The sequence below is a fragment of the Mesorhizobium sp. M0207 genome (assembly GCF_040321995.1).
Taxonomy (GTDB): domain Bacteria; phylum Pseudomonadota; class Alphaproteobacteria; order Rhizobiales; family Rhizobiaceae; genus Mesorhizobium.
The window spans coordinates 17,328-39,930 of record NZ_JAMYSQ010000027.1; the positions used below are offsets into that span (position 1 = coordinate 17,328).

Consider the following 22,603-nt stretch of genomic DNA (forward strand, 5'->3'; position numbering starts at 1 on the left):
CAGGATGATCTGATGGAGAAACCAGCGCGAAAGAAACGCGACGGCCGCCAAGCCGTAACGAGTTCCGTCACGGCCGATCGCGAGGAAGGGCTGCTCGTGCGCGCCGCCTGGCTTGCTTATGTCGGTGACCTGACGCAGGCGCAAATCGCCAAGTCTCTTGGCCTGACCCGCCTTCGCGTCAACCGGATGCTGGCGCATGCCCGTCAGCGCGGGATCGTTCAGATTCGCATCAATTCCAAGGTGGCGAACTGCATCGAGCTGGAGCACCGGCTGCGGGACGCCTATGGCGTTTCCGACCCAATCGTGGTTCCGACACCGCCCGATCCTACCCTGGTGCCACAGGTGATCGCAGCCGCTGCCGGTGAAGCCCTGTCGCATAGAATCCGTGACGGGATATCGGTGGGCGTGGGATGGGGACGCACGCTCCAGCTTAGTCTGCGCTCAGTGACCGTGCGCCCCGTCAAAGGCATGTCGGTCGTTTCCCTGCTTGGCGGGCTCACGCGTGGATCGGCGATCAACATCTATGAAATCGCCTCGCGGCTCGCGGCGCTCTTCGACGCGGAATGCTACTACATCGCGGCACCGGTGTTCACGGATACGGAGGCCACGCGCGATCTGCTTATGCGCCAGTCCATTCTGGAAGACGCCTTCACCCACGCCCGCGACGTTGACGCCGCTTTCGTTTCGGTGGGCGCGGTGCACAAAGACGCCACCATCTTTCGGATCGGACTGGTAGGAGACAATGATCTCAGATCGCTCCAAAAAGCCGGAGCCGTCGGCGATATCTGCGGTCACTGGATCGGCGCCGACGGACAACTCGTCGATCACCCGCTAAACAGCCGTGTCATCGGCCTCGCCCCCGAACATCTGCGCGACGTCGACACTGTGATCCTGCCCTCCGGCGGCCTCGACAAGGTTCCGGTGCTGCGCGCCGTGTTGCGTCTGGGAGTCGTCGATGTGCTGATCACCGACGAGAAAACCGCCGAGGCGATCCTTGCGGAAAAGCCGTAGCGCAGACTGACCTCTACCAGCCGAACGGCTCGCCAGTGACCGCTTCTTCGCGTCACAGAACCTCGTGGATTTCCTCGATCGAAGTCTCGCCGATCCGCTTGTCGAGAACGATCTCGCCGCGCGCCATCGCCACGACCCGGTCACAGCATTCGAAAACATGATGCATGTTGTGGCTGATGAAGACGCTGGTGATGTTCTGGGCCTTGAGGGCGCGAACGAAGCCGATCACCTTTCGCGTCTCCTTGACCGAGAGATGATTGGTCGGCTCGTCGAGGATCATGACTTTCGACTTGAAGTGCATGGCCCGGGCGATCGCCACGCCTTGGCGCTGGCCGCCCGACAGTTCGCCGACCAGCGCGTCGGGCGACCTCAGATGCAGATCGACGTCGGCGATCGCTTTGACGCTTTCGTCACGCATGCGCTTCTGGTCCAGGATGCCGATGCCGAAAACCGAGCCCTTCACCGGTTCGCGTCCGATGAAAACGTTGCGTGCGATGGTCATGGTCGGGACCATCGAATTGTACTGGTAGATCGTCTCGATACCGCGATCCATGGCGTCGCGCGGGTTCGAGAAGCGGACCGGTTCACCTTCGATCCTGATCTCGCCGCCATCGGGCTTTTGGGTGCCTGACAGGATGTTGATCAGCGTCGATTTGCCGGCGCCGTTATCGCCGACAAGGCCCAGCGCCTCGTCTGGATAAATGTCCAGAGTGACGTTCTTCAAGGCGTGGACGCCGGAATACCATTTCTGGAGCCCCTTGATCGCGATGATGGGTGCCGCCATGATCAGGTCTCCACCTTCATTGCCCTGCCCCGCTTTCGAAGCCAGGCGTTCACGACGACCGCGAAGATAGTCAGGAAGCCGATTGCCATCTTGAACCAGTTGGCGTCAACCTGGCTCAGCACCAGTCCGTTGTCGATGACGCGGATCAGGGCAGCCCCGATGATGCCGCCGAAGATAGTGCCAATGCCGCCAGTCAGCGAGGCGCCACCGATGACGGCAGCCGACACGGCTTGCAACTCCAGCCCCTCGCCGATCGAAGGCAGCGGCGCGCCAAGCCGCACCACCTGAATGGTGCCGGCAAAGCCGGCGAGCACCGAACAGATCATGAAGCAGGCGACCTTCACCCGGGCCGTCGGGATGCCCATCGATTGCGCGGCGGGCAGAAAGCCGCCGGTGGCGCGCACCCAGTTGCCGAAATTCGTGCGCGACAGAAGCACCGTCACCAGGATTGCCACGGCGAGAAACCAGAAGAACGACATGCGAAAGAGGTCGCCCGGCCCCACATAGATCGTAAACAGCCATTTCGGCAGAGCGTTGGCCGGGATGACAGGAGGGAAGCCACCGGAGATTACCACCGTCAGCGAACGCGCGATGAACAGCATGCCAAGCGTGGTGATGAAGCTTGGTATCGCGAAACGAATCGTTATGAATCCGTTGAAGAAGCCAATCAGGGCGGCGATCGCGAGCCCGGCGGCAAAGGCCGGCGCGAACGGCACGCCTGCCGCCAGCATCACCGCCATGGTCATCGGGGTCAGCGCAAATACCGAGCCTACCGAAAGATCAAACTCGCCGCATATCATCAGCAGGGTCACGCCGATCGCGACCAGCCCCATTTCAGGCAGCAGCCCAAGCATTCCGCGCACGTTCTGTGTGTTCAGAAATACGCCGTTCGAGCGAATCTGAAAGACGAGGAGGAGGAGGAGCAGGAACACGACCGCCGCAAGCTCCGGCTTCTCCAGATAAATCTTCATCAAGCGCTTCATCATTCGCTCCGGCTTGGGATTGTTTGCGCTGGCTTGTCGCATCGGCAAGGGGATGGCGGCAGTCTGTCTGCTACCGCCCCTGACAATGGAGATGCCGTTGGAGGATGGGACGGAGCCGACGCCCAAGGCCGTGCTGCCTGGCCCTCCCCTTGCCCTCTCCGCGTAAAGAACGAGGAGAGGACGCCGGCTTCGCGCCTACCGCACGCCTTGTGCGGCCAGTTCCTTGAGCTTCGGCACGTCTTCCTTGACGATGATGCCCTTGCCGGTGTCGATGTCTGCCGGCAGCAGACCGACGTTCTTGGCGAGATAAGCTTCCATCACCGGCATGAAGCCCTGCATGTAGGGCTGCTGGTCGACCTGGACCTGGATGTAACCCGCTTCCATCTGTTGCAGGACTTCCGAGACGATGTCGAAGCCGCCCATCAGCACCTTGCCCGGCTCGATGCCGCGATCGATCAGGACCTGGGCGACGTAGGCATGCCAAAGGCCGGTGTCGAAATACACCGTGGTGTCCGGGTGGGCAGACAGATAGGCGCCAACACGATCGGCGACGACGGCGCCATCTGTGCCGGTGTCGAGCCGTTCAATGACCACTTCGCGTCCGGCATTCGCCGCCTTGTATTCCTCAAGGAACTTCATGACGCCGGCAGCGCGCTGTTCCGACCAGTTCTGACCGGGCGCGGAGACGCCGACGAGCGCCCTGATCTTGCCTTCCTTGGGGAAGAACTCGGACATCTTCTTGCCGAGTTCGTAGCCGGCGGGAATGAAGCCCTGGCCGATGAAGGCCTGGCGGGCATTGCCGGCTGCACCCTCGGTGTCGTCGACGTTGGACGCGATGACCGTGACGCCGGCAGCGCGGGCGTCGGCGATGATCTGGTCGAAGGCATTGTTGTCGACGATCGAGGTGATCAGCGCGTCCGGTTTTGCCGCGAGTGCCGCCTGCATGTTGGCCGACTGTTGCTCGATCGAACCTTCGGTCTGCGTGAAGACCATCTGGCAATTGGCCTGGATCTTGGCGCAGGCGTCGTCAAAGCCCTTCTTCACCGCCTGCCAGAACGGGTTCGACGCCGACGAATGATGCGTGAAGACGATGTTCATCGGCTCCTGTGCGCGTGAGCCGATTGCCGAGCCTCCAGCCAGTACTGCTGCCAAGGCTGCCGAGATAAGTAGCTTCTTCATGGTTCTCCTCCTCCGTAGAAAGCTGCTTCAGGTTCATTTTCAGAGAGTAGATGCCTCGCTCACCCGTCGAAGCGCCGTGAAGGCGCGATCGATCTCCGGGTTCAGTTCCATGCCGAGGCCCGGTCCGGGAGGCACGGTGATCATGCCGTTCTTCACCTGCGGCAAAGCGGTCACAAGGTCGCGGTACCAGGTCTTGTAAAAGGCCCTGACACTCTCCTGGACAAGCGCGTTCGGCGCATTCAGCGACAGGTGGGTCGATGCGCCGAGCACCACTGGACCTGTGCAGTCGTGTGGCGCGACCGGCAGGTGCCATGCTTCAGCCATGGCAGCGATCTTGCGCGCCTCCGAGAGCCCGCCGCACCAGCTGATATCAAGCATGATGACACCGGCCGCTCCGGTTTCGAGAAGGTCGCGGAAGGCCCACCGGGAACCGAGCGTTTCCGAAGCCGATATCGGCGCCAGCGAAGCCTCGGCATAGCGTTTCAGGCTGGACAGGCTGTCCATCCTGATTGGATCTTCGTGCCAGAAGGTCTTGTGGGGGGCAAGCTCGCGAGCGATCTGCATGGCCGGCAGCAGCTGCCACATTGAATGGAATTCAACCATGATGTCCATCTTGTCGCCGACCGCATTGCGGATTTTCTCGAACGGCGCCAGCGCGGAATTCAAGTCGGGCTGCGATATATACTGGCCGCGCGTCTTCTCGGCGGCCATGTCGAAGGGCCAGATCTTCATGGCCGTGATGCCTTCCTCCAACAACGAATGCGCCAGTTCGTCGGCGCGGTGAAGGAAGCCGTTCAGATCATCATAGGCGTCGCCAGGCTTATCGAGCCCGTAGTTGGCCGTCGTCTGCCCCGTGGCCTTCTTGATGTATTCGGTTCCGGCACAGGTGTTGTAGGTCCTGATCTCGTGCCGGGTGAACCCGCCGAGGAGTTGTGCGATCGGCTGACCCGTCGCCTTTCCGAACAGATCCCAAAGCGCGATATCGAAAGCGGAATTGCCCCTGACTTCCGCGCCCGTCGATCGGAAACCGAGATAGCCGACGAGGTCGGCGGCAAGCAAGTCGATCTGCAAGGGGTCGCGCCCGATCACGCACGGCGCGACATATTCGTGCAGATAGGTCTCGACGGTTTCAGCCATGAAAAAGGTCTCGCCGAGTCCGACGAGGCCTTCGTCCGTGTGAACCAGGACCCACAGAAGGTTCGGCCGCTCCTTGAGCCGCAGCGTTTCCAGTTTCGTGATCTTCATTGCGCCCCTGCTCCTCAGGCGATGCCGGCCGCCAGCAGGGCCTTGACGCTCTCGTCAAAATGCCTCGCCATCAGGTCACGCGCCGACTGGGGATCACCGGTCTCGATTGCTTCGGCGAGGTCGATATGGATCTGGATCATCGCCAACTGCTCGGCATCCGAAGGGCGGGTCCGCCAGCCGATCGGCCAGGTCTGGCGCGATACGCGCTCGAACGCGCCGACGATGAGGCTGAAAACCGGATTCTTCGCAGCCTTGGCGATTTCGAGGTGAAAGGCGAGATCGTGCTCCATGACCTGTTCCGGCCGCTGGAAATTCTCGAGCATGGCGAGCGCGTGCGTCCTGATCCTTTCCACTTCGTCGGCTGTTCTGCGCAAGGCCGCCAGCATGGCGGTGCGGGTCTCAATCGTGCGGCGCACGTCATAGATTTGCTGCACCGTGATCTGCTCGGTGTGGACGCCATGCTCGATCACCAGTGACATCGCGCCATAATCCAGCTCGGCGACGGTAGCCCGTCTGCCCGCCCTCAGGTCGATAAGCCGCATGGCGGCGAGCGAGCTGAAGGCCTCGCGAACCACGGTACGCGAGACGCTCAATTGTCTCGAAAGCGCGGCCTCGCTGGGCAGCCGGTCGCCGGGCCCGAGCTCATGCGCGCGGATATGGCGCGTGATCTCGCCGATCGTATTGCTGACCAGGCTCGCTGCGTCGGAATGTTTTGCGGATACGGCCGTGCTCACGCAATCTCCCGTTCAGGAGTGGGCAAACCTGTATGGCAGGTTTTCCAGATATGTTGATAGTACATAGGAAAGCTGTAAGTCAATCGAGTCTTCGCCGGGAGACCTCGGCATCATCGCCGGGGACATCGATGACCAGAGGCTTGCATGAGCGATGCTGTTGACGCGACCGATGCCGGTCGGCCGGGTGCGGGAGCCTGCGTGGTCGAACAGCGATCATCGCGCTTGGGTAGGGCAGACATTCTCGTCGTGAACACCGGCGGGCGGCCGACCATGCCGCCCGAAAATATCTCGACGGACGATTCACTGCTATTTCGATCGACGCACCCCATATGAGCGGAAAGAGTGTCACTTGAGGACTTGCCTATGCTGATTTCGCGTTGGGGACGGTTTGCAGTTTTGTTTGTGGGGTTGTTCCTGGCATTTTCCATGGTCGCTGTGGATCACGCCGATGCGCGCCGTGGCGGCAGCTTCGGCAGTCGCGGCATGCGCACTTTCCAGCCGGTCCCGCCGACCAGAGTTGCGCCGCAACCGGCCGCACCGGTCGAGCGCTCGATGACGCCCAATGCGGCCACGAACAATGCGGCCCGTCAGCCGCAGGCATTCCAGCGCCCGGGCTTCTTCAACGGCCTCGGCGGATCGATGATACGTGGGCTACTTCTCGGCGGTTTGATCGGCGTTCTTCTGGGTCATGGGTTCGGCGGCTTGGCCGGCATGTTGGGTCTTTTGCTCCAAGTACTGCTGTTCGGCGGCGCGATCATGCTGGCGATCCGCTTTTTCCGCTCGCAGGCGGCGCAAAACCCGGCACCCGCTATGGCCGGTGCCTCGCGAGGCACCGGGACCTTTGGGCGAAGCGCTGCAGCCCGGCCTGACCCGAGCAACACCGCAGCGTTCCCCATTCCAGGCATTGGGTCAGGATATGGCGGAACGAACCAAGACAATGCTTCCGATGAGATCACACTCACCCAAACCGACCTCGACACGTTCCAGCAACGGCTGACGGAAGTTCAGGAGGCATTCGGGCGCGAAGATCATGCTGCATTGCGCCGGTTGGTGACATCCGAGATGGTGTCCTATCTGTCCGAGGAACTTGCCGACAATGCCAAAAAGGGCGTCAGGAACGACGTGTCGGACGTCAGCCTGCTGGAGGCCGATATTGCGGAAAGTTGGCGGGAGGGTGATCGCGACTACGCGACGGCTGCTTTGCGCTATGAGTCTCGCGACGTGACCCGCGACCGCATCAGCGGCAAGGTCGTTGAGGGCGGGGCCGATCAGCCGACGGAGACGGTCGAACTGTGGACCTTTACGCGGCAGAACGGCGGTGACTGGAAGGTTGCCGCAATACAGCAGCCTGGCTGATGTGCTTGCCTTCGTTGAGATCTCCGCCCAGAGGTTGTTCAGGTTTCGCGCTACCACTCGAAGACCAGCGCCCTTTTCGCGCTTGATCAATCCGTCACGGACTGATGCGGTAGCTCACCAGCGCGCGCCGGCGTCGGCCGGTCGGTCAATCGAGTCTTTAGCACGTCGATGAGGCTGATTGTGATGGCGATCACCGCAGGTCCGAGGACAAGGCCGGATGCTCCGAACAAGACGATGCCGCCGACCGCGCCGATAAAGGCCACCACCGTGTGGAGGCGCAACCGATTCCCGACAAGCATCGGATAGAGCAGATTGTCGATGCCGCCGACGATGTCGCCGCCCCAGACGGTCAATATCGCTGCGCTGGCCCAAGCTCCCTCCAGTGCGAGATAGACCGCTGCGGGCACCCAGATCACAAACGCCCCGAGCACGGGCACGATGGCAAGAAGTCCCATGACAAGGCCCCAAAAGACTGGCGTCGGCAGGCCGAGCCACCAGAACATCAGGCCACCCAATGTTCCCTGGACGGCGGCGACGAACACGGTGCCGAGCAGTGTTGCATGGACGGTCTCCGCAAAGCGAGACAAGATGTAGGCTGTCTCCGGAGCGCGCAGGGGCGAAAGGCCCGCGACGGCTTGCAGGCCATGTTGGCGGTCGCGCAGAAAATAGAACAGAAGATAAAATGTCAGGCCGAACATCGCGACTTGATAGATGGAGCCACGCAATAGCGATGTGCTTTGTCCCGTCAGCCATTGCACGAATGCGGCGACTGAGCCGGCCGGATCGAATTGGTTCTCGATCCATTGGGCAATGGCCGAAAGCGTGGGATAGCCAGACATGAAGCCGACTGCGTCCCAACCGCGGATGACCTCCTCCAGATAAGTCGCTCCGTTTACCGCCTCGCGAACGAGCTGTTGTGCGACGAGCGCCAGCGGCAGGCCGACGGCGATCGCCGCGACGCTTACCGATATCAGCGCTGCCAGGTTTCGATTTCCGACCCGTCTCTCAACCCACCGGTGAGCCGGAGACAGAATAATTGCCAGGACGAGCGCCCAGGTCAATGCCGGCAAAAAAGGCCACGCCAGCAGATAACAGACATATAGACCGACGCCCGTCGCTGCCAGGACGCCGAGCAATTTCAATTGTTTCACATCCGGCATCTGTTTCAGATCGGGCATCTCTCGCCGTCTCGCAAGCCCAGCGAGCCTAATGGTTTTCCCGAAGAAAAGGCAGGTCGCTTGCCGTACCCGGTCAGGCTGCCGCTGAGGCGCTTCGAGTGACCTTCAGGGGATTTTGACGACATGCAAATTGACCTGATATCGCTCGCCTGCGCTTTGACGGCCTTTCAGCCCGTCTTTGACAGGCAGATGGGGCTTGAACAAAAGCGACGACAGGAAAACGCTTCAGAACTCCCACGGAGATGTCAGAACGAGTCCTGCCGTCTCGAAGTCAGTCAGATTGCGCGTGGCGAGGCGGCCCCCGTTTACTCGAGCGATCGCCGCGATCATGCCATCGGGTGCCGACATGCCGCGTCCCTGGCGAGCAGCAGCACCCATAATTTCCCCATAAACCAGCGCAGCCTCTTCTGTCAGACCGAAGGTGCGGTCTGCGAAACGCCGGCGCCAGTCCGACAATCCTTGCTCCAGCCGTTCGGCACGTTGATCCGGTCTTATCTTCTGGATGCCGAACGCGATCTCGGCAATCGTCACGGTTGGAAGCGCGAGTTCGGCATCGTATCGGATCAGCCAGGCAATGACTGCCTCGTCTGGGGTCTTTTTCAACGTTTCGGAAACGACGTTCGTATCGACAAAGATCAAAGCTCGACGCCTCGATTCGGCCGGCGACTCTCACGGATCACCGCCTCAAGGTCGATGTCTGTGCCGGATTGCGCTGAAAGCCGCGGGTAGAAGGCAGAAGCAGGCTCACGACCGGCCTCGCGGACCTCGTAAGATTCGAGGGCGCGCTCGACCACCTCCGCAATCGAGCGGTTTTCACGACGGGCAAGCCGGTGTGCAAGATCACGCGCCTTGGCGCTGCGGACTGAGAGTTGTGGCTCGGCCATATCGGACTCCTTGGCACCATTGTATAGGCTCATTTCGCCTGCTAGCAAGATGGCAACTGATGGCTTGATGTCAAAACCGATGTTGCAGCGAGTTGCGGCTGCGCAGAAATAGGAGATAAAATGTCAGGCCCAGCGTCGGTTGCCGTACGGGTTGTGGTGCTGTCAGGATGGCGAAACCAGAAGGCGTTGGGTGCCTAGCAAAGCCAAAGCGCGATTCAGGGGTTTGCAGCCTATCAAACCGCTCGCTGGGGCTTCAATGGCGGCTATCAAGGCGGAAAGTTCGTCAATGACTGGCGCTAACGGCTTGCGACCGAACCCGATGGACCAGTGCCGAGCGACAAACGGCATAGACGCATTCTCCGAACCAATCGAGCGGGCCAATCATGCTTTGGGCGCGCGCTGTCGGCTCGCGCTCCTGTTTCAACGATGTCGCCGAGGCGCGCGATCCGGCCCGTCATCCAATCCTGCCAGCGAATAGCTCGTGCTTCGCCCACCGGCTTCATCTCTCACGAGTATCCCTTGCGCCAGGAGATCATTGATATCGCGCAAGGCCGTGTCAGGTGAGGTGTTGGTCAGCACTGCCCATTTCGAGGAGGTGAGCTTGCCTTCGAAGCCGTCCAGGAGCCGATTGACGACTTTGCGCTGGCGTTCGCTTAGAGGTCGTTGGACCATCTCCTCCAAAAAACGGGCCTTGCGCAGCACATTGGCCAAAATCTCCTCGGCCCCGCTGAAGGCGCGGTCGAGGCAGCTTAGAAACCATTGCAGCCAAGGGGTGATGTCGAGACTGCCCTTCTGCGTCCGTTCGAGGATCGCGTAGTAGTCCTTCCGCTCCGCCCGGATTTGCGCGGACATGCTATAGAACCGCTGAGCGCTGCCCTCCGATCGCGCCAACATCATGTCGGCGATCGCGCGGGCGATACGGCCGTTGCCATCCTCGAAGGGATGGATGGTGACGAACCATAGATGGGCGACCCCCGCCTTCAGAACGGGATCAAGCGGCGCGTAACGGTTGAACCAGTCGATGAACGAGGCCATTTCAAGCTCAAGCCGGGCCGCTGCTGGAGCTTCATAGTGGACTTTCTCCCGACCGATGGGACCTGAGACGACCTGCATCGGACCAGAGGCTTCATGCCGCCACGCACCGACGATAATCTTCGTCATGCCGCTGCGACCCGTCGGAAACAGGGCCGCATGCCAGGCGAACAACCGCTCATCCGTAAGTAGCGCCTGATAGTTCTGAGTTGCGTCGAGCATCATCTCGACCACGCCCTCGACATCGCGGTCGACCGGCGCCAGTGCGCCAATATTCATGCCCAGTCGGCGGGCGATGGACGACCGCACCTGTTCCTTGTCGAGAATTTCACCCTCAATTTCGCTGGATTTGAGAACGTCCTCCGTTAGGGTCTGAAGCATCGCCTCGGCACGCAATTCGAAGCCTAGCGCCTCCATCCGCCCCAGCAGCCGGCCCTGCCGATGGCGCACCGTCGCCAGTTGATCGGCAAGGTCCTGGCTGCGCCACTCGAACTGCGGCCAGTTTTCACGCTCGTAGATATAGGTCGCCATATTCTCCGCACTTTTTGCGTCGAATATGGGCCTCAATCGTCGTATATGCAAGATCATTTGCCGCAATTTATGCGGTGAATAGACCAGCTAAACACCGCATGGTCACGGCTTATTATTCCTCTTGTCGGCTTCTTCTCTCAAAGACCTCCCATTTTGACGCTATATCTCCTCAGGTTATGAGGCATTTTGCGGTTAGGCAGTGAGATGGCACTGGTCCAGTACTCCGACAATGGCTTCTTCGCTCCGCGCACGATTGCCGACGCCTTTCGCACGACGAGCGACGAAGTCGGCCGAACTGCCGGGCTGGGCAAGGATGCCGTCCAGCACAAGCAGCGGGTCCGGTCGGACAAGACCATGGCCGATGTGGTCCACAAGGTCGAGCCGTGCTTCGGTTCAACCCTTCGCAAGATCGCCCGCCTTGCCGCTACGAATTGAGAGCTGTGGCTCGGCCATATAGGATTCCTTCGCAGCATTACTTAAACCCACTGGACCCAAGGCGGTCGCCCTCAATCAGCAGTAGACCTGCCCAAGCTCCACCCGTCCGTGCGTTGCGGCCGCCCTAACGCCGGATTGTGCGCGCCGCATCTACCGCTCGCGACTTCGCCTACGACGCTCCCGACGACCAGCTCCTGCGCTCATTGCGCCATCTGGCACGCGGAAAAGCTCGCTGAAACCGCTCGACCGCCATTCTAGAAAGACGACTGACAAGGCCTCCCTTTGGCGGCATGATGCAAGCATCAACATCTGAGCCTTCCATGCTCAAATCGCCGAGGGTTGTTGAGAACTTCGGATGACCCGTATCGCAACCTTTAACGTCAACGGCGTGAACGGTCGCCTGCCCTTGCTCATCAAGTGGCTGGGTCAGACCGACTATGACATCGTGTGCCTTCAGGAACTGAAGACTTCGGACGAGAAATTTCCCGCGGAAGCCGTCAGGAACGCCGGTTATGGCGCGATCTGGCACGGGCAAAAGTCCTACAACGGTGTAGCTATACTCGCACGGGGAAAGGAGCCCCTGGAGCGTCGACGCGGCCTGCCGGGTGACCCTGACGATACTCACAGCCGGTATATCGAGGCAGAGGTGGATGGGATCGTCGTGGGGTGCATCTACCTGCCCAACGGCAATCCAGCTCCCGGCCCGAAATTCGACTATAAGCTCCGCTGGTTCGACCGTCTGATCAGCTACGGCCAGCTACTGCTCAAGGAGGGGATCACAAGCGTTCTGTGCGGCGACTACAACGTCGTGCCAACGCCGATCGATGCGGTGGTGCCGAGACGTTGGACGGGCGACGCAGTCTACTTTCCGGAGAGCAGGCAGGCCTACGCCGAAATGCTAGACAATGGCTGGATGGATGCCGTCCGCTGCATTCATCCGGAGAAAGGCATCTACACGTACTGGAACTTCTCCTACCGAGGCGGTTATGATCGGAGTTCCGGCCTGCGGATGGACCACCTCCTCGTCAGCCCATCACTTTCGAACAGGTTACGTGACGCGGGCGTGGACGCTGACCTGCGAGGCTGGGAAAAGCCGAGTGATCATGTGCCCGCCTGGATAGAGATCGACCCGTCCGGCAAGTAGTTGACATGATCGAATGTTCGGCGGAATCGCCGGGCGTCTTCGCCCACTGCTAATAGAATGCGCTGCGAGATTGCTCACGCTGCTTTTCTCGCAGCCGCCCTAAACGGACGGTCAATGGTGAACGCATCCGGACGGATGGCTGCCTCCACCTGGCTCCAGGTCACGGGACGGGCGATTGGGAAGCCGGGTCGCGCTCGTGGGGAGAAGGCGCCGACCGCCGTGTTGCCGCGCCCATTGCGAAGGTAGTCGATGAAGATGCGGCCCTTTCGGGCTGCCGGCGCAGCGGAGAGCAGATAGCGATCGGGATGAGCTTCAGCGAGGCGCTTGGCGAACGATCGAGCAAGGAGCCGGGCATTGTCGTGCGTGATCTTCGTCTCAAGTGGGGCCATCAGGTGAATGCCCTTGCCGCCCGTCACCTTCGGCCAGCTCTGCAGACCTTCCGCTTCCATGATGTCGCGGAGCGTTAGCGCGGTCTCGATCACTTCATCCCACTCGACCCCCTCGCCCGGATCAAGGTCCAGAACAACCCGGTCGGCATGTTCGATGTCGTCAACAGTAGCGTTCCAGGGATGCAGCTCTACCGCATCCATCTTGACCAGCCCCAGCAAGCCGGCAAGGTCGTCCACCCACACGCGCACACCTTCGCCACCCTCGCGCTTCTGAACGCGCAACTGATGCACTGCTGCGGGGATCTTCGGCAGCGCGCCCTTGTGGTAGAAGGTTGCCCCGAGAGCATGGCGGACCAGCTTCAGCGGTCGGTGGCCGAGATGGACGAGTGCGTAATCGGCAACCCTCTGCCAGTAGCGCGCAAGCTCGTCCTTGGAGGGCGAGACCGCGTCGGGCAGCAGTTGCAGGATGTTCTCGCTGGGAACGCCATATTCCTGGGCTGGTCCACGTCGCTTTGATGGCGCCGGAGGCTTGGCCGGGATCGCGACCAGGTCTTCTCGCAGACCCTTGAATACTGCCTCGCGCAACACGCCGCGATCAGTGACGCCGCTGAACTGTACCTCGGACAGCACCTCTGGTCTGACCCACGTCGCCTTCGGCTTCACGATGGGCTCTGACAGAGGCGACTTGCTGATGATCAGCGGGTCGAGCCGCTCTCGAACCAGTTGAGCAACGCTCAAGGTGTAGCCGCTGCGGGCCTTCCCGGCATAGAGCAGTCGGTCGCCCTCGCGGCGACCGATGTAGAGGGATGCGATGCGGCGCGGGTGAGCGCCCAGCTTCTCGACAAATGCCACGATGGGGAAAGTGTCGCTCTTGATGCACTTCACCTTGAGCCAACTGGTCTGGATCCCTGAGCGGTAGGTGGCATCGGTGCGCTTGGAGACGATGCCCTCCAACCCCATGCGGCAGGCATGTTCAAACACGTCCGTGCCGCCCAACTCCAGATGTTCGGCGTAGGTCAATGTCGGGGCTGAGTTCTTCAGCAGCTTCTCTAGGGCTGCCTTACGCCTTACGAGCGGCTGCTGCCGCAGATCGCGCCCGTTGAGGTGCAGCAGGTCGAATGCGCAGAAGATGAGCCTCGGCGAGTCTGGGTTGCCCAACTCCCGTTCCAACGCTTGGTAGTCCGGCAGGCCAGTGTCGCCGAGAACGACAGCCTCCCCGTCGATGATCGCCGCCTTCACCGGCAAGCCCGCCGCCGCTTGAACAATTCGTCGGTACCGGTGCGACCAGTCGTAGCCACGGCGCGTGAAGGCTCTCGCTTTGCCGCCCTCAATGATGAGTTCGGTGCGGTAGCCGTCGTACTTGATCTCATGAAGCCATTCGCCGCCCTCGGGCGCATTCTCGACCAGCGTCGGCGACTGGAACTCAATGAAAGAAAGCCCGTCTGTGGCGTTACGCATGCACCCTCCGACGGCGAGTCAAGACGCAGAGCAGCAATAGGTTCCGGGGCATTTTAGCGAAATTGTATGTTGGGGCAGTTTATGGTTCGGTTGGAATTAGCATCAATTATCAAGCCGCGCACATAGCAAGGACTGGCGCGAGCTGGAGGCGGATTTGCTATGGCTCGATCTGCCGCCAGCCAAAATGCAATGACAATAGCCAACGCTTGGGAGGCGTGCGTGGCGCGGATCGTAGTCGCACCGCAATTGCACCGCCGTGGCGTCGTAGTCGAGGTGTCGGGGTCCGCCGAGCCTCCTTGCGCCATCCTGATCTGATGTGCGTCCTGACATGGACTGTCCTTTCATGGCTGCATCGGGGCAAGCGGCAATTTCTGTCCTCACCAAAGGTCCGCTTTGTGAATAGCCGTTCATTGCGGCTGCCATGGATGAGCAACGGTCGGGTGGAAGCCTCACATTGCTGCGATCGATCTGAACCGGAACGGGCGCGCCATGAACAGAAATTGAGAAACATCTTCCGAAGTGGACATTCGGGTGATGCGCTGGGCACGGAAGCAACGAGGCTCGTGCATTCGGGGCGCGCCCTCTTTAAAGCCGTCACGGGGCTTGCAATTCGGTGGCGCATTGCGACACTTGTTGCATGAGCACGTCCGCACAACCAGTGCGTCTGGCCCGCCCCGAAAAGAAGCGGCGTCGCATCCCTATTGCGGTCATCATGGCGTTGAGTTTTGGCAGCCTCGTATTCCTGTCGGTCGGAGGCGTGCTCGCGTTGTCGGTCGGCGCCAATTTTCGCAACACGTTCGACTTGCTCGGCGCCCAGTCGACACTCCTGATCGATGCGATGGAGGACTCGCTGCGCGCAGAGATGGGGGACGCCGAGAACGCGGTCGACGGCATCGCGCAGCTGTATGCCCAGGGCGAGTTCCAGATCGACGACGAGGCGATGTCTGCAGCCGTTGCCGGTGCTCTGGCTACCGCCTCGGGGGTCGAGGCGATGCTGATCTGCACCCCCGACCTGGTCTGCCGCGGCGCCGCGCGCTCAGTCGAAAACAACGTTGCAACGGGCGCCATCGAGCATTTTCCGGCCAAGCCCGAGAAGTCGCCCCAAGTCCGCGCCGCCCTCGAACAACGCAGACGGGTCGGCGGCAGGCAATGGGGGGCATTCGTAGCCAACGAGTTCGGCCTGTACGCGCATGTCTCAGTGCCGCTGGCACGTGATGGCGTGACGCAGGCCTGGGTGATCGCGGCGGTCGAATTGCAGAAACTGTCCGATATCACGCGGGAGCTATCATCGCGATTTGGCACGCATGCCTTCATTCTCGATGGCGAAGACCGCGTGCTCGCCGACCAAAGGCTGGCCGATCCCGACGCTCTGAAGAACGGCGTCCTGCCGCTGACGCCGCTGGCCACGTATGGCGATCCGGTATTGGCCGCCTATAGCGCGCGGAAGGTAGAGCGGGATTTCGACACGCGCCGCGCCCGCGACATAGAAATCGCCGAGATCGACCGCAGCGTGGACAATGCGTCCGAGTGGAGCGGCGACGCCACCTACATCGCCATCACCCGCAAGATCGCAGGCTATGGCGACAAGCCCTGGACGCTCGGCGCGTATTTCGAGACCAGTCAGATCAGCAAGGAGATCGAGCGCGTGTTGGGATCGGCCCTGCTCGGTGTCGGGGCGATGGCCGTGGCGGTCATCGTCGCGATCCTGCTTGGGAGGCGCCTGTCGCGACCGATCCAGGCGATCGCCGGCCAGGCCATGCGCGTTGCCGATTTCGATCTCGACGGCGTGACTCCGCTGCCGCGCAGCAGGGTTCTGGAGTTGGACAACCAGGCTTCGGCCTTCAACGCCATGCTGATCGGTCTGCGTGCATTCTCGACCTATATTCCGCGCTCGCTGGTGGCCAAGCTGGTGCGCACCGGAGAGGTCGGCATCGCCGAACCGCGCGAAGCGGTCGTCACCGTAATGTTTACCGACATCGTCGGGTTCACCACGCTGTCGGAGCAGATGGACGCCGCAGCCGCGGCCAGGCTGCTGAACCACCACTTCGCGATCCTGTGTGGCGCGGTCGATGCACATGGCGGCACGGTCGACAAGTTCCTGGGCGACGGCATGCTGGCGTTCTTCGGCGCGCCGGATCGTCTGAAGGGCCATGCCGCCGCGGCCGTCCGCGCCGCCGCGGCGATCCGCGAGGAGCTGGACAAGGACAATCTGGAAGCGGCTGGCAAAGGCCGGCCTCCGCTTCACGTCCGCATCGGCATCCACACGGGCTCCGTCATCGTCGGCAATATCGGCGCATCCGATCGCGTGAACTACACAATCGTCGGCGACACCGTGAACATCAGCCAGCGGCTTCAGGAACTCGGCAAGTTGCTCGCACCAGATGCCGCGACCGCCATCGCGATTTCCGGCGAGACTGTTTCGCGGCTCGACGAAAAGTTCGAAACGATCCCGGCGGGCAAGCACAGGTTGCGCGGGCGCGGCGAAGCGACGGAAGTCTTTCAGCTTCACAAAGTCGCGACGTCAGCACCGCCCCGTGTGGACGTTCGCCACGCCCAAGCAGGCTAGGGCCATGCCGCTTCCCTGCCGCTGATCGGCGGCTTGGAGAAGCCCGCGCGAATGCTGGTTCCGGCTAATGCCGACTTCCAAAAAGAGAATTCGGCTCCGCAAGGTCTCGAAAGGGTCATCGGCGTGAATTCGTCCTGCGCGAACGACCTTCCCCTCGGGGTCGCTCAAAGACTCCCATCTTCCGGACCAACCTCACCAAGGCGTCTGGGCTCTAAAGGTCCCGCTCGAAGCCGGCTGCCGGTGTTGGTCAGGATGATGTCGCTGGCGACAGCACCTCTTCGAGCAGGGCTGTTGTAATGGCAAGGCTATCAGCAGTCATCTCCTCGTAGTCTGGCATGATCATGAGCTGTGCGATCGTCCGTCTGACGAACTCCGGATTCAGCTCTGCAAGCCGCTCCCTTGTTCGAGCGACACGATCCACGCCGGGCCCCGACCACGATGAAGTCAATCTCGCCCAGGCCCTCGAACGCGAATTTCTGAAACCTCGTCCCGTCGCCGTAATCGAGCGGTTGGAAACTCGTTCGCTTCGAAAACATGGTGATGCACACGGCCGGTGAACATCTTGAGCAGCTCTCCGGTCACATCGCGGCTCTGAAAGCGAACGTCGGACTGCAGCGCCTTGTTGCAGGCGTCCATGTCGGGATAACGGATGGCGAGCGCCATGGCATAGACGGGGGCGCCCTCATCCCGTGCCGTGCCATCCAGAACGCGCACCTCCTCGGCTCCAGGAAATTGCGTCCACAACGGCACTAGCCTTTCCCTGACAAAGCGCCGGAATTCGCTCTCGCGTCCGGGGTGGATTTCGCCTTCGAACAGGGCGTAGCGAATGATCATGGCGAGGGTTTCCTGATTTTCTGCGCTTGGGATGGCCGCCGGCCGGCAAGGGCAGGTCGCGGTGCAATTCGTGGATTTGTCGTGCGAATGAGATGCGGGCGCATCGCGTATTGCGCCCGCATCGCCGGGCTCCTAATTGCCCCAGATCTTCTTGTATGCGTCGCGGTAGCCATTGCCGGGGTCGAATGCGTTCTTCGGCCCGCCGTCGAACTCGACATTGTCGGCCGTCACCACATGCAGCGGCGACAGATAGCCCGACCATTTTTCGCCAGCGATGGCGCGGTTCAGCTCGTCGACCAATTGCCAGCCCTGCAAGTTGAGCGGTTCGGCAACGGTCACCTTCTGGAACTGACCGGCGCGAATGCGCTGATAGGCCGATTCCGAACCGTCGCCTGCGGCGACATTGATCGGCGCGTCGGTACCGGCTTTGCCGGCGGCGGCAAGTGAGGGTCCCATGAAGTCGAAATAGAGGTCGTTGATCGCCAGTGAATGCGTCCAGGTATCGCCGTACTTCTGCAGCAGCGAAGTGGTCAGCTGCGGCATGCGCTGGGAGGTCTCGGCGATCGGCGTGTCGACATATTCGAGCACCTTGCCGCCCAGCCGCTCGATCTCCGCCTTCATCTTGTCTGCCTTGGCGATGGCGATGGCGTAGGTCGAATCGGTGAAGATAACGACGCCGGGCTTGCCCTTGGCATCGGCGTAGGCCCAGTCGGCCGCGGCCGTGGAGACTTGCATGGCATCCGTCGACACGTTGGCGAACACGCCGCTTTTCTCGTCGGGCCCGATCACCGGTCCGGCATGCCAGGAGACCAACGGGATACCTGCGGCCTTGGCCTGTTCCAGCGCCGGCGCCTGCTCGACCGCGTCAAAACCGTTGATGACGATGCCATTCGGCTTCAACGCCATGGCTTGGCCGAAGGCAGCGGTGCGGCCGCCGATCGAGCCGGCGCCGTCAATCACCTTGACCTCCCAGCCGATCGCCTTGGCTGCTTCCTCGACGCCGTTGGTGACGCCCAGGATGCCGCCGTTCTTGAGGTCGCCGGCGAGCACGACGATCGTCTTGCCTTGCTGCGCCTTCGGACCGGTGGTCGGGCCATCCCAGGCCGTGACCTTCTGCGCATATTTCTGGACGACCGCCATGGCGTCGGCTGTGGCGTCCGCCCGTGCCTGGCCGGCGAACAGGACAGGAGCAGCGATTGTCATGGCCATCAAGGCTACGGATGATTTCAGGAATGTTCTGCGTTGCATGTTGGTACCTCCCTTGGTTTCTAGAAATTGCATGATCTTTCAAACTCGGCTTTCGATTGGAGTTGGCGACATGTCACCGGCTGATGTCGCCCGCCACCGGACCAACACCGGCCGGATGTGCGTTGACGTAGATGGCGTAGAGGGATGTCTGAGCGGTGATGTAGAGGCGGTTGCGCTTGGGACCGCCGAAACAGACATTGGAAACGAGCTCGGGAACCAGGATACGGCCGATCAGGGTTCCGTCCGGTGCATGGACGCGCACCGAGTCGGCGCTGGAGGCCCAGATGTTGCCGTCGCGACCGACGCGAAAACCATCGAAGAGGCCAGCCCCGCACTCGGCGAAGATGCCGCCTGCACGCGCCGACCGGCCATCGACGGCAAGGTCATAGGCCTTGATCGCGCGCGGCAGGCCGGGCACATGGCTGGCGCCGCTCTCCGAGACATAGAGGATCGTCTCGTCGGGCGAAAAAGCCAGGCCGTTCGGCTGCACCATGTCGGTGACAACGGCGCTCACCTCACCCGAAAGCTCGTCGAACCGGTAGACATGGGAGCCGCCGATCTCCGCTCTGGCGATCTTGCCCTCGTAGTGGCTTTCGATGCCGTAGACCGGGTCGGTGAACCAGATCGTACCGTCGGATTTGACCACCACGTCATTGGGTGAATTGAACCGCTTGCCTGCAACGGTTTCGACAAGCGCCTTCCAACGCCCGTCATGCTCGAGCCGGGAGACACGGCGCCCGCCATGCTCGCAAGCAACGACGCGGCCTTCGCGGTCGAGGGTGTGGCCGTTCTGATTGTTGCAGTGCGTTTCGAAGACACTTACCGAGCCGTCGCCTTCGTCGTAGCGCAGCAGCCGATCGTTCGGGATGTCCGACCACAGCAAATGCCTTGCGGCGGGGACATACACCGGTCCTTCCGCCCAACGGCTACCGGTCCATAGCCGTTCGAGCTTGGCATGCCCGATCATCAGCTTGCCGAACCGATCGTCGAGAATCTCGTAGTCGCTCATCCCAGGTCCCCGAGGCCCGACGTCACTTCGAGCGCTGCGCGACGGTCTTGGTCCTGGCTCTTTGCGCCGCGCCGCGCTTGCGCTGGGCGTAGCCGGCAATGCCTATGGCGACGAGCAGCGTCACGCCATTGAACAATGGCTCGACGAAGAACGAGCCGCCGAACTGCTGAATGCCGGAAATGCCGACCGCAAGGATGATGACGCCGGTCATCGTGCCCCAGACATTGACACGCCCGGGTTTGATCGTGGTCGAGCCAAGAAAGGCACCGACCAGAGCCGGCAGGAGATACTCCAATCCGACGCTGGCCTGGCCAATACGCAGCTTGGAGGCGAGAAGCACGCCCGTCAGCGCCGTCAGGAACCCCGACGAGATGAACGCCCCGATGACGAAACGGCGCACCGGAATGCCATTGAGAGCAGCCGCCTTCGGGTTGGCGCCGATGGCATAGACATAGCGGCCGATCGGCAGATATTCGAGAATAATCCACAGTGCGACGGCGATGCCCAGCACGTAGAGGCCGGTGATCGGCAGCCCGAACACCATCGTGCCGTTGAGCGCGTAGAAGCCGTTGGGCAAAACGCCGACAACCTGCCGGCCGCCAGTGTGCCAAAGCGCCAAGGAATAGAGCACGGTGCCGGTGCCCAGCGTGGCGATGAAAGAGTCGATGCGGGCGACTTCGACCAGCAGGCCGTTGAGGAAGCCGGTCGCGGCGCCGAGAACCAGCACAATCATCACTGCCAGCGGCCACGGAATGCCGAACATGGTTTGCAGACTGATGGCCAGGATGTGCCACAGCACAATTCCGTAGCCGACGGTGAGGTCGATCCGTCCCGACGCCATCGGGATCATCGCCGCCAGCGACAACAGCGCAATAATCGCCTTGTCGGAGATGATCGAGCGCAGGTTAAGCAGCGTCGGGAACGTGTTCGGCAGCAGGATCGAGAACAAAAGGATCAGCAACACCGTCAGGATCACCAGCCCGTAGACCGGTAGCAGCCGGATGACCTTCTGCCCCATGGACAAATCAGCCATCTCGCCGCGGGTCGGTTCGAGGGCGCTGGATTCGATCGATTGCATGAGTTCGCTCCCAGAAAGATCAGGCGGCTTCGGAAGCCGATGCCGCGGTGATCACGGCGGATGTGGTGAGGTCTTTGCCGGTGAGTTCGCGAACGATCTGTCCTCGCGAAAACACCAAAGCGCGGTGGCAGATGTGGGCAATCTCCTCGAAATCGGTCGACACCACGACGACGGCGAGGCCGGCTTCAAGCGCGCGGCCGATCAGCCGGTAGACCTCAGCCTTGGCGCCGACATCGACGCCGGCCGTCGGATCCTCGGCGATCAGCAACGTACGCCCGGTGTGCAGCCAGCGCCCGACGACCACCTTCTGCTGATTGCCGCCAGAAAGGGCTTCGATCGGCAGATTCGGGTCGTTGGGGCGCAGCCCGACGGAACTGCCGATCGCCTGCGCTAGCGCAGCCTCTTTATGAGGCGCGAGGAAGGAAAACAGGCCGCGCTTGCCGGCGCCGGGATTGAGGAAACTGTTCTCACGGATCGACAAGGATCCAGCGATTGATTCTTCGGTCCTGTCACGCGCGATCAGGCCGATGCCGGACGACATCGCCGCGATCGGGCTGGACAGGTCCGGCACAGCCCCGCGGATCGTCACCGTGCCGGAAAAGGCCTGGCAGCCAAACAGCGCCCGGCCAACCAGTTCCTGCCCGGCGCCGCGCAGGCCGACCAGGCCGAGCAACTCACCCTTGCGAACGTCGAAAGACACCGGGCCGGCACCGGCGCAGACAAGGTCGCGCACGGCGCAGATCGTCTCGCCGGCCTGCGTCTCTGCCTTGCTGAAAACCTGGCTGACCGGACGGCCGACGATCATCTCGACCAGTTCGTCCGGTTTCGTATCGGCGACCTTCTTCTGGCCGACCAGCCTGCCGTCGCGCAGCACGGCGACGCGATCGGCGATGCGGAAAATTTCATCCAGGCGATGCGAGACATAGATCATGCCGACGCCGCGTTGCTTGAGCGGACGGATGGCGTCGAACAGCCGCTCGACCTCGTCGGCGGGAAGACTGGCCGTCGGCTCGTCGAGCACCAGCACATCGGCCTCGGTAGCCAAGGCGCGAGCGATGGCGACCAGCGATTTTTCGGTGCGCGTCAGATCTTGAACGCGTGTCGTCGGGTCGAAGTCACAGCCGACCAGCTTTAACGCCTCATGCGCCCTCGCCTCGGTCGATCGCCAGTCGATCAGCCCGGAGCGCAGCGAAAAGCCTTGGGCCAAGCCGACATTCTCGCCGACCGTCATCCATTCGATGAGACCGAGATCCTGGTGAATGAAGGCGACGGGCTGGCGCTGGTTCGGCCGCGGCGGGCGATGATGGTAGGGCTCGCCGCGAAACTGGATTTGGCCGCCATCCGGCCGATAGATGCCGGCGAGCGTCTTTATCAGCGTCGACTTGCCGGCGCCATTCTCGCCGAGCAGCGCCAGGATCTCGCCCTTGTGCAGATCAAGCGTCACGTCGGAGAGCGCGCGGGTGCCGCCGAACTCCTTGGTAATTGACTTGAACTCGATCAGTTTTTGCTCGGTCACAATGCGTTC

At 61.8% G+C, this 22,603-nt stretch carries 21 protein-coding genes; 5 read left to right on the forward strand and 16 right to left on the reverse strand.

The window, feature by feature from the left end:
* Window positions 1-12 precede the first annotated feature (12 nt).
* Window positions 13-1,011 (forward strand): sugar-binding transcriptional regulator, encoded by a 999-nt coding sequence (locus tag NKJ15_RS27000; RefSeq protein ID WP_352541848.1) that lies wholly within the window; start codon window positions 13-15, stop codon window positions 1,009-1,011.
* A 52-nt stretch (window positions 1,012-1,063) separates the two neighbouring features.
* Here NKJ15_RS27000 and NKJ15_RS27005 read toward each other — a convergent pair whose 3' ends face one another.
* The 5 genes from NKJ15_RS27005 to NKJ15_RS27025 form a co-directional block, all read right to left on the reverse strand.
* Window positions 1,064-1,795, reverse strand: coding sequence for an ATP-binding cassette domain-containing protein (locus tag NKJ15_RS27005; protein ID WP_254819755.1), 732 nt, complete (start codon window positions 1,793-1,795; stop codon window positions 1,064-1,066).
* Window positions 1,796-1,797: 2 nt separating this feature from the next.
* On the reverse strand, window positions 1,798-2,778 hold the full coding sequence (locus tag NKJ15_RS27010; protein ID WP_352818761.1) for an ABC transporter permease: 981 nt from the start codon (window positions 2,776-2,778) through the stop codon (window positions 1,798-1,800).
* 195 nt (window positions 2,779-2,973) lie between these two features.
* On the reverse strand, window positions 2,974-3,957 hold the full coding sequence (locus NKJ15_RS27015) for a sugar ABC transporter substrate-binding protein (protein ID WP_502895713.1): 984 nt from the start codon (window positions 3,955-3,957) through the stop codon (window positions 2,974-2,976).
* A 39-nt stretch (window positions 3,958-3,996) separates the two neighbouring features.
* Window positions 3,997-5,202, reverse strand: a complete 1,206-nt coding sequence (locus NKJ15_RS27020) for a mandelate racemase/muconate lactonizing enzyme family protein (protein WP_352541846.1) — start codon at window positions 5,200-5,202, stop codon at window positions 3,997-3,999.
* A gap of 14 nt (window positions 5,203-5,216) precedes the next feature.
* The gene (locus NKJ15_RS27025) at window positions 5,217-5,936 is read right to left on the reverse strand and encodes a FadR/GntR family transcriptional regulator (protein WP_352503247.1); all 720 of its coding nucleotides are present in this window, start codon (window positions 5,934-5,936) and stop codon (window positions 5,217-5,219) included.
* 366 nt (window positions 5,937-6,302) lie between these two features.
* Here NKJ15_RS27025 and NKJ15_RS27030 point away from each other — a divergent pair, with 366 nt between their 5' ends.
* Entirely contained in the window at window positions 6,303-7,292 is a 990-nt protein-coding gene (locus NKJ15_RS27030) for a Tim44 domain-containing protein (RefSeq protein WP_352818841.1), read from the forward strand.
* An 86-nt stretch (window positions 7,293-7,378) separates the two neighbouring features.
* Here the strand turns inward: NKJ15_RS27030 and NKJ15_RS27035 are convergent, their stop codons facing one another.
* The 4 genes from NKJ15_RS27035 to NKJ15_RS27050 all read right to left on the reverse strand — a co-directional run bounded on the left by NKJ15_RS27035 (window position 7,379) and on the right by NKJ15_RS27050 (window position 10,917).
* A complete protein-coding gene (locus tag NKJ15_RS27035; protein WP_352818765.1) occupies window positions 7,379-8,470 on the reverse strand; it encodes an AI-2E family transporter in 1,092 nt (363 codons plus the stop codon).
* A gap of 225 nt (window positions 8,471-8,695) precedes the next feature.
* Window positions 8,696-9,109: a type II toxin-antitoxin system VapC family toxin gene (locus NKJ15_RS27040; RefSeq protein ID WP_352818767.1), complete on the reverse strand. Its 414-nt coding sequence runs from the start codon at window positions 9,107-9,109 to the stop codon at window positions 8,696-8,698.
* A complete protein-coding gene (locus NKJ15_RS27045; RefSeq protein WP_352455498.1) occupies window positions 9,106-9,354 on the reverse strand; it encodes a plasmid stabilization protein in 249 nt (82 codons plus the stop codon). Before NKJ15_RS27045 ends, NKJ15_RS27040 begins: the two co-directional genes overlap by 4 nt.
* 420 nt (window positions 9,355-9,774) lie before the next feature.
* Window positions 9,775-10,917, reverse strand: a complete 1,143-nt coding sequence (locus NKJ15_RS27050; RefSeq protein WP_352818770.1) for a Fic family protein — start codon at window positions 10,915-10,917, stop codon at window positions 9,775-9,777.
* Between the two features lie 204 nt (window positions 10,918-11,121).
* Here NKJ15_RS27050 and NKJ15_RS27055 point away from each other — a divergent pair, with 204 nt between their 5' ends.
* Both NKJ15_RS27055 and xth read left to right on the forward strand, forming a co-directional pair.
* Complete coding sequence (locus NKJ15_RS27055; RefSeq protein WP_502904314.1) at window positions 11,122-11,352, forward strand: hypothetical protein; 231 nt, start codon at window positions 11,122-11,124, stop codon at window positions 11,350-11,352.
* Window positions 11,353-11,707: 355 nt separating this feature from the next.
* The gene (xth, locus tag NKJ15_RS27060; protein ID WP_352818773.1) at window positions 11,708-12,496 is read left to right on the forward strand and encodes an exodeoxyribonuclease III; all 789 of its coding nucleotides are present in this window, start codon (window positions 11,708-11,710) and stop codon (window positions 12,494-12,496) included.
* 74 nt (window positions 12,497-12,570) lie between these two features.
* Here the strand turns inward: xth and ligD are convergent, their stop codons facing one another.
* Window positions 12,571-14,343 (reverse strand): DNA ligase D, encoded by a 1,773-nt coding sequence (ligD, locus tag NKJ15_RS27065; protein WP_352818776.1) that lies wholly within the window; start codon window positions 14,341-14,343, stop codon window positions 12,571-12,573.
* Between the two features lie 637 nt (window positions 14,344-14,980).
* Here ligD and NKJ15_RS27070 point away from each other — a divergent pair.
* A complete protein-coding gene (locus NKJ15_RS27070) occupies window positions 14,981-16,909 on the forward strand; it encodes an adenylate/guanylate cyclase domain-containing protein (RefSeq protein WP_352818779.1) in 1,929 nt (642 codons plus the stop codon).
* A gap of 247 nt (window positions 16,910-17,156) precedes the next feature.
* Here NKJ15_RS27070 and NKJ15_RS27075 read toward each other — a convergent pair whose 3' ends face one another.
* The 6 genes from NKJ15_RS27075 to NKJ15_RS27100 all read right to left on the reverse strand — a co-directional run bounded on the left by NKJ15_RS27075 (window position 17,157) and on the right by NKJ15_RS27100 (window position 22,594).
* Entirely contained in the window at window positions 17,157-17,330 is a 174-nt protein-coding gene (locus tag NKJ15_RS27075; protein WP_352541839.1) for a hypothetical protein, read from the reverse strand.
* 23 nt (window positions 17,331-17,353) lie between these two features.
* A complete protein-coding gene (locus NKJ15_RS27080) occupies window positions 17,354-17,743 on the reverse strand; it encodes a hypothetical protein (protein WP_352541838.1) in 390 nt (129 codons plus the stop codon).
* 132 nt (window positions 17,744-17,875) lie between these two features.
* Window positions 17,876-18,991 (reverse strand): ABC transporter substrate-binding protein, encoded by a 1,116-nt coding sequence (locus NKJ15_RS27085; protein ID WP_352541837.1) that lies wholly within the window; start codon window positions 18,989-18,991, stop codon window positions 17,876-17,878.
* A gap of 73 nt (window positions 18,992-19,064) precedes the next feature.
* Window positions 19,065-20,000 carry an SMP-30/gluconolactonase/LRE family protein gene (locus NKJ15_RS27090; protein ID WP_352818782.1) on the reverse strand — a complete coding sequence of 312 codons (936 nt, stop codon included), beginning with the start codon at window positions 19,998-20,000 and terminating at the stop codon, window positions 19,065-19,067.
* Between the two features lie 22 nt (window positions 20,001-20,022).
* Complete coding sequence (locus NKJ15_RS27095) at window positions 20,023-21,078, reverse strand: ABC transporter permease (protein WP_352818785.1); 1,056 nt, start codon at window positions 21,076-21,078, stop codon at window positions 20,023-20,025.
* Between the two features lie 19 nt (window positions 21,079-21,097).
* Window positions 21,098-22,594, reverse strand: coding sequence for a sugar ABC transporter ATP-binding protein (locus tag NKJ15_RS27100; protein ID WP_352818787.1), 1,497 nt, complete (start codon window positions 22,592-22,594; stop codon window positions 21,098-21,100).
* Window positions 22,595-22,603 lie beyond the last annotated feature (9 nt).

Coding starts and splice junctions, on each gene's coding strand:
- NKJ15_RS27095 (WP_352818785.1), bottom strand. CDS start 21,078: ATGCAATCGATCGAATCCAGCGCCCTCGAACCGACCCGCGGCGAGATG.
- NKJ15_RS27085 (WP_352541837.1), bottom strand. CDS start 18,991: ATGCAACGCAGAACATTCCTGAAATCATCCGTAGCCTTGATGGCCATG.
- NKJ15_RS27005 (WP_254819755.1), bottom strand. CDS start 1,795: ATGGCGGCACCCATCATCGCGATCAAGGGGCTCCAGAAATGGTATTCC.
- NKJ15_RS27080 (WP_352541838.1), bottom strand. CDS start 17,743: ATGATCATTCGCTACGCCCTGTTCGAAGGCGAAATCCACCCCGGACGC.
- xth (WP_352818773.1), top strand. CDS start 11,708: ATGACCCGTATCGCAACCTTTAACGTCAACGGCGTGAACGGTCGCCTG.
- NKJ15_RS27070 (WP_352818779.1), top strand. CDS start 14,981: ATGAGCACGTCCGCACAACCAGTGCGTCTGGCCCGCCCCGAAAAGAAG.
- ligD (WP_352818776.1), bottom strand. CDS start 14,343: ATGCGTAACGCCACAGACGGGCTTTCTTTCATTGAGTTCCAGTCGCCG.
- NKJ15_RS27045 (WP_352455498.1), bottom strand. CDS start 9,354: ATGGCCGAGCCACAACTCTCAGTCCGCAGCGCCAAGGCGCGTGATCTT.
- NKJ15_RS27020 (WP_352541846.1), bottom strand. CDS start 5,202: ATGAAGATCACGAAACTGGAAACGCTGCGGCTCAAGGAGCGGCCGAAC.
- NKJ15_RS27015 (WP_502895713.1), bottom strand. CDS start 3,957: ATGAAGAAGCTACTTATCTCGGCAGCCTTGGCAGCAGTACTGGCTGGA.
- NKJ15_RS27090 (WP_352818782.1), bottom strand. CDS start 20,000: ATGAGCGACTACGAGATTCTCGACGATCGGTTCGGCAAGCTGATGATC.
- NKJ15_RS27055 (WP_502904314.1), top strand. CDS start 11,122: ATGGCACTGGTCCAGTACTCCGACAATGGCTTCTTCGCTCCGCGCACG.
- NKJ15_RS27035 (WP_352818765.1), bottom strand. CDS start 8,470: ATGCCCGATCTGAAACAGATGCCGGATGTGAAACAATTGAAATTGCTC.
- NKJ15_RS27000 (WP_352541848.1), top strand. CDS start 13: ATGGAGAAACCAGCGCGAAAGAAACGCGACGGCCGCCAAGCCGTAACG.
- NKJ15_RS27050 (WP_352818770.1), bottom strand. CDS start 10,917: ATGGCGACCTATATCTACGAGCGTGAAAACTGGCCGCAGTTCGAGTGG.
- NKJ15_RS27010 (WP_352818761.1), bottom strand. CDS start 2,778: ATGAAGCGCTTGATGAAGATTTATCTGGAGAAGCCGGAGCTTGCGGCG.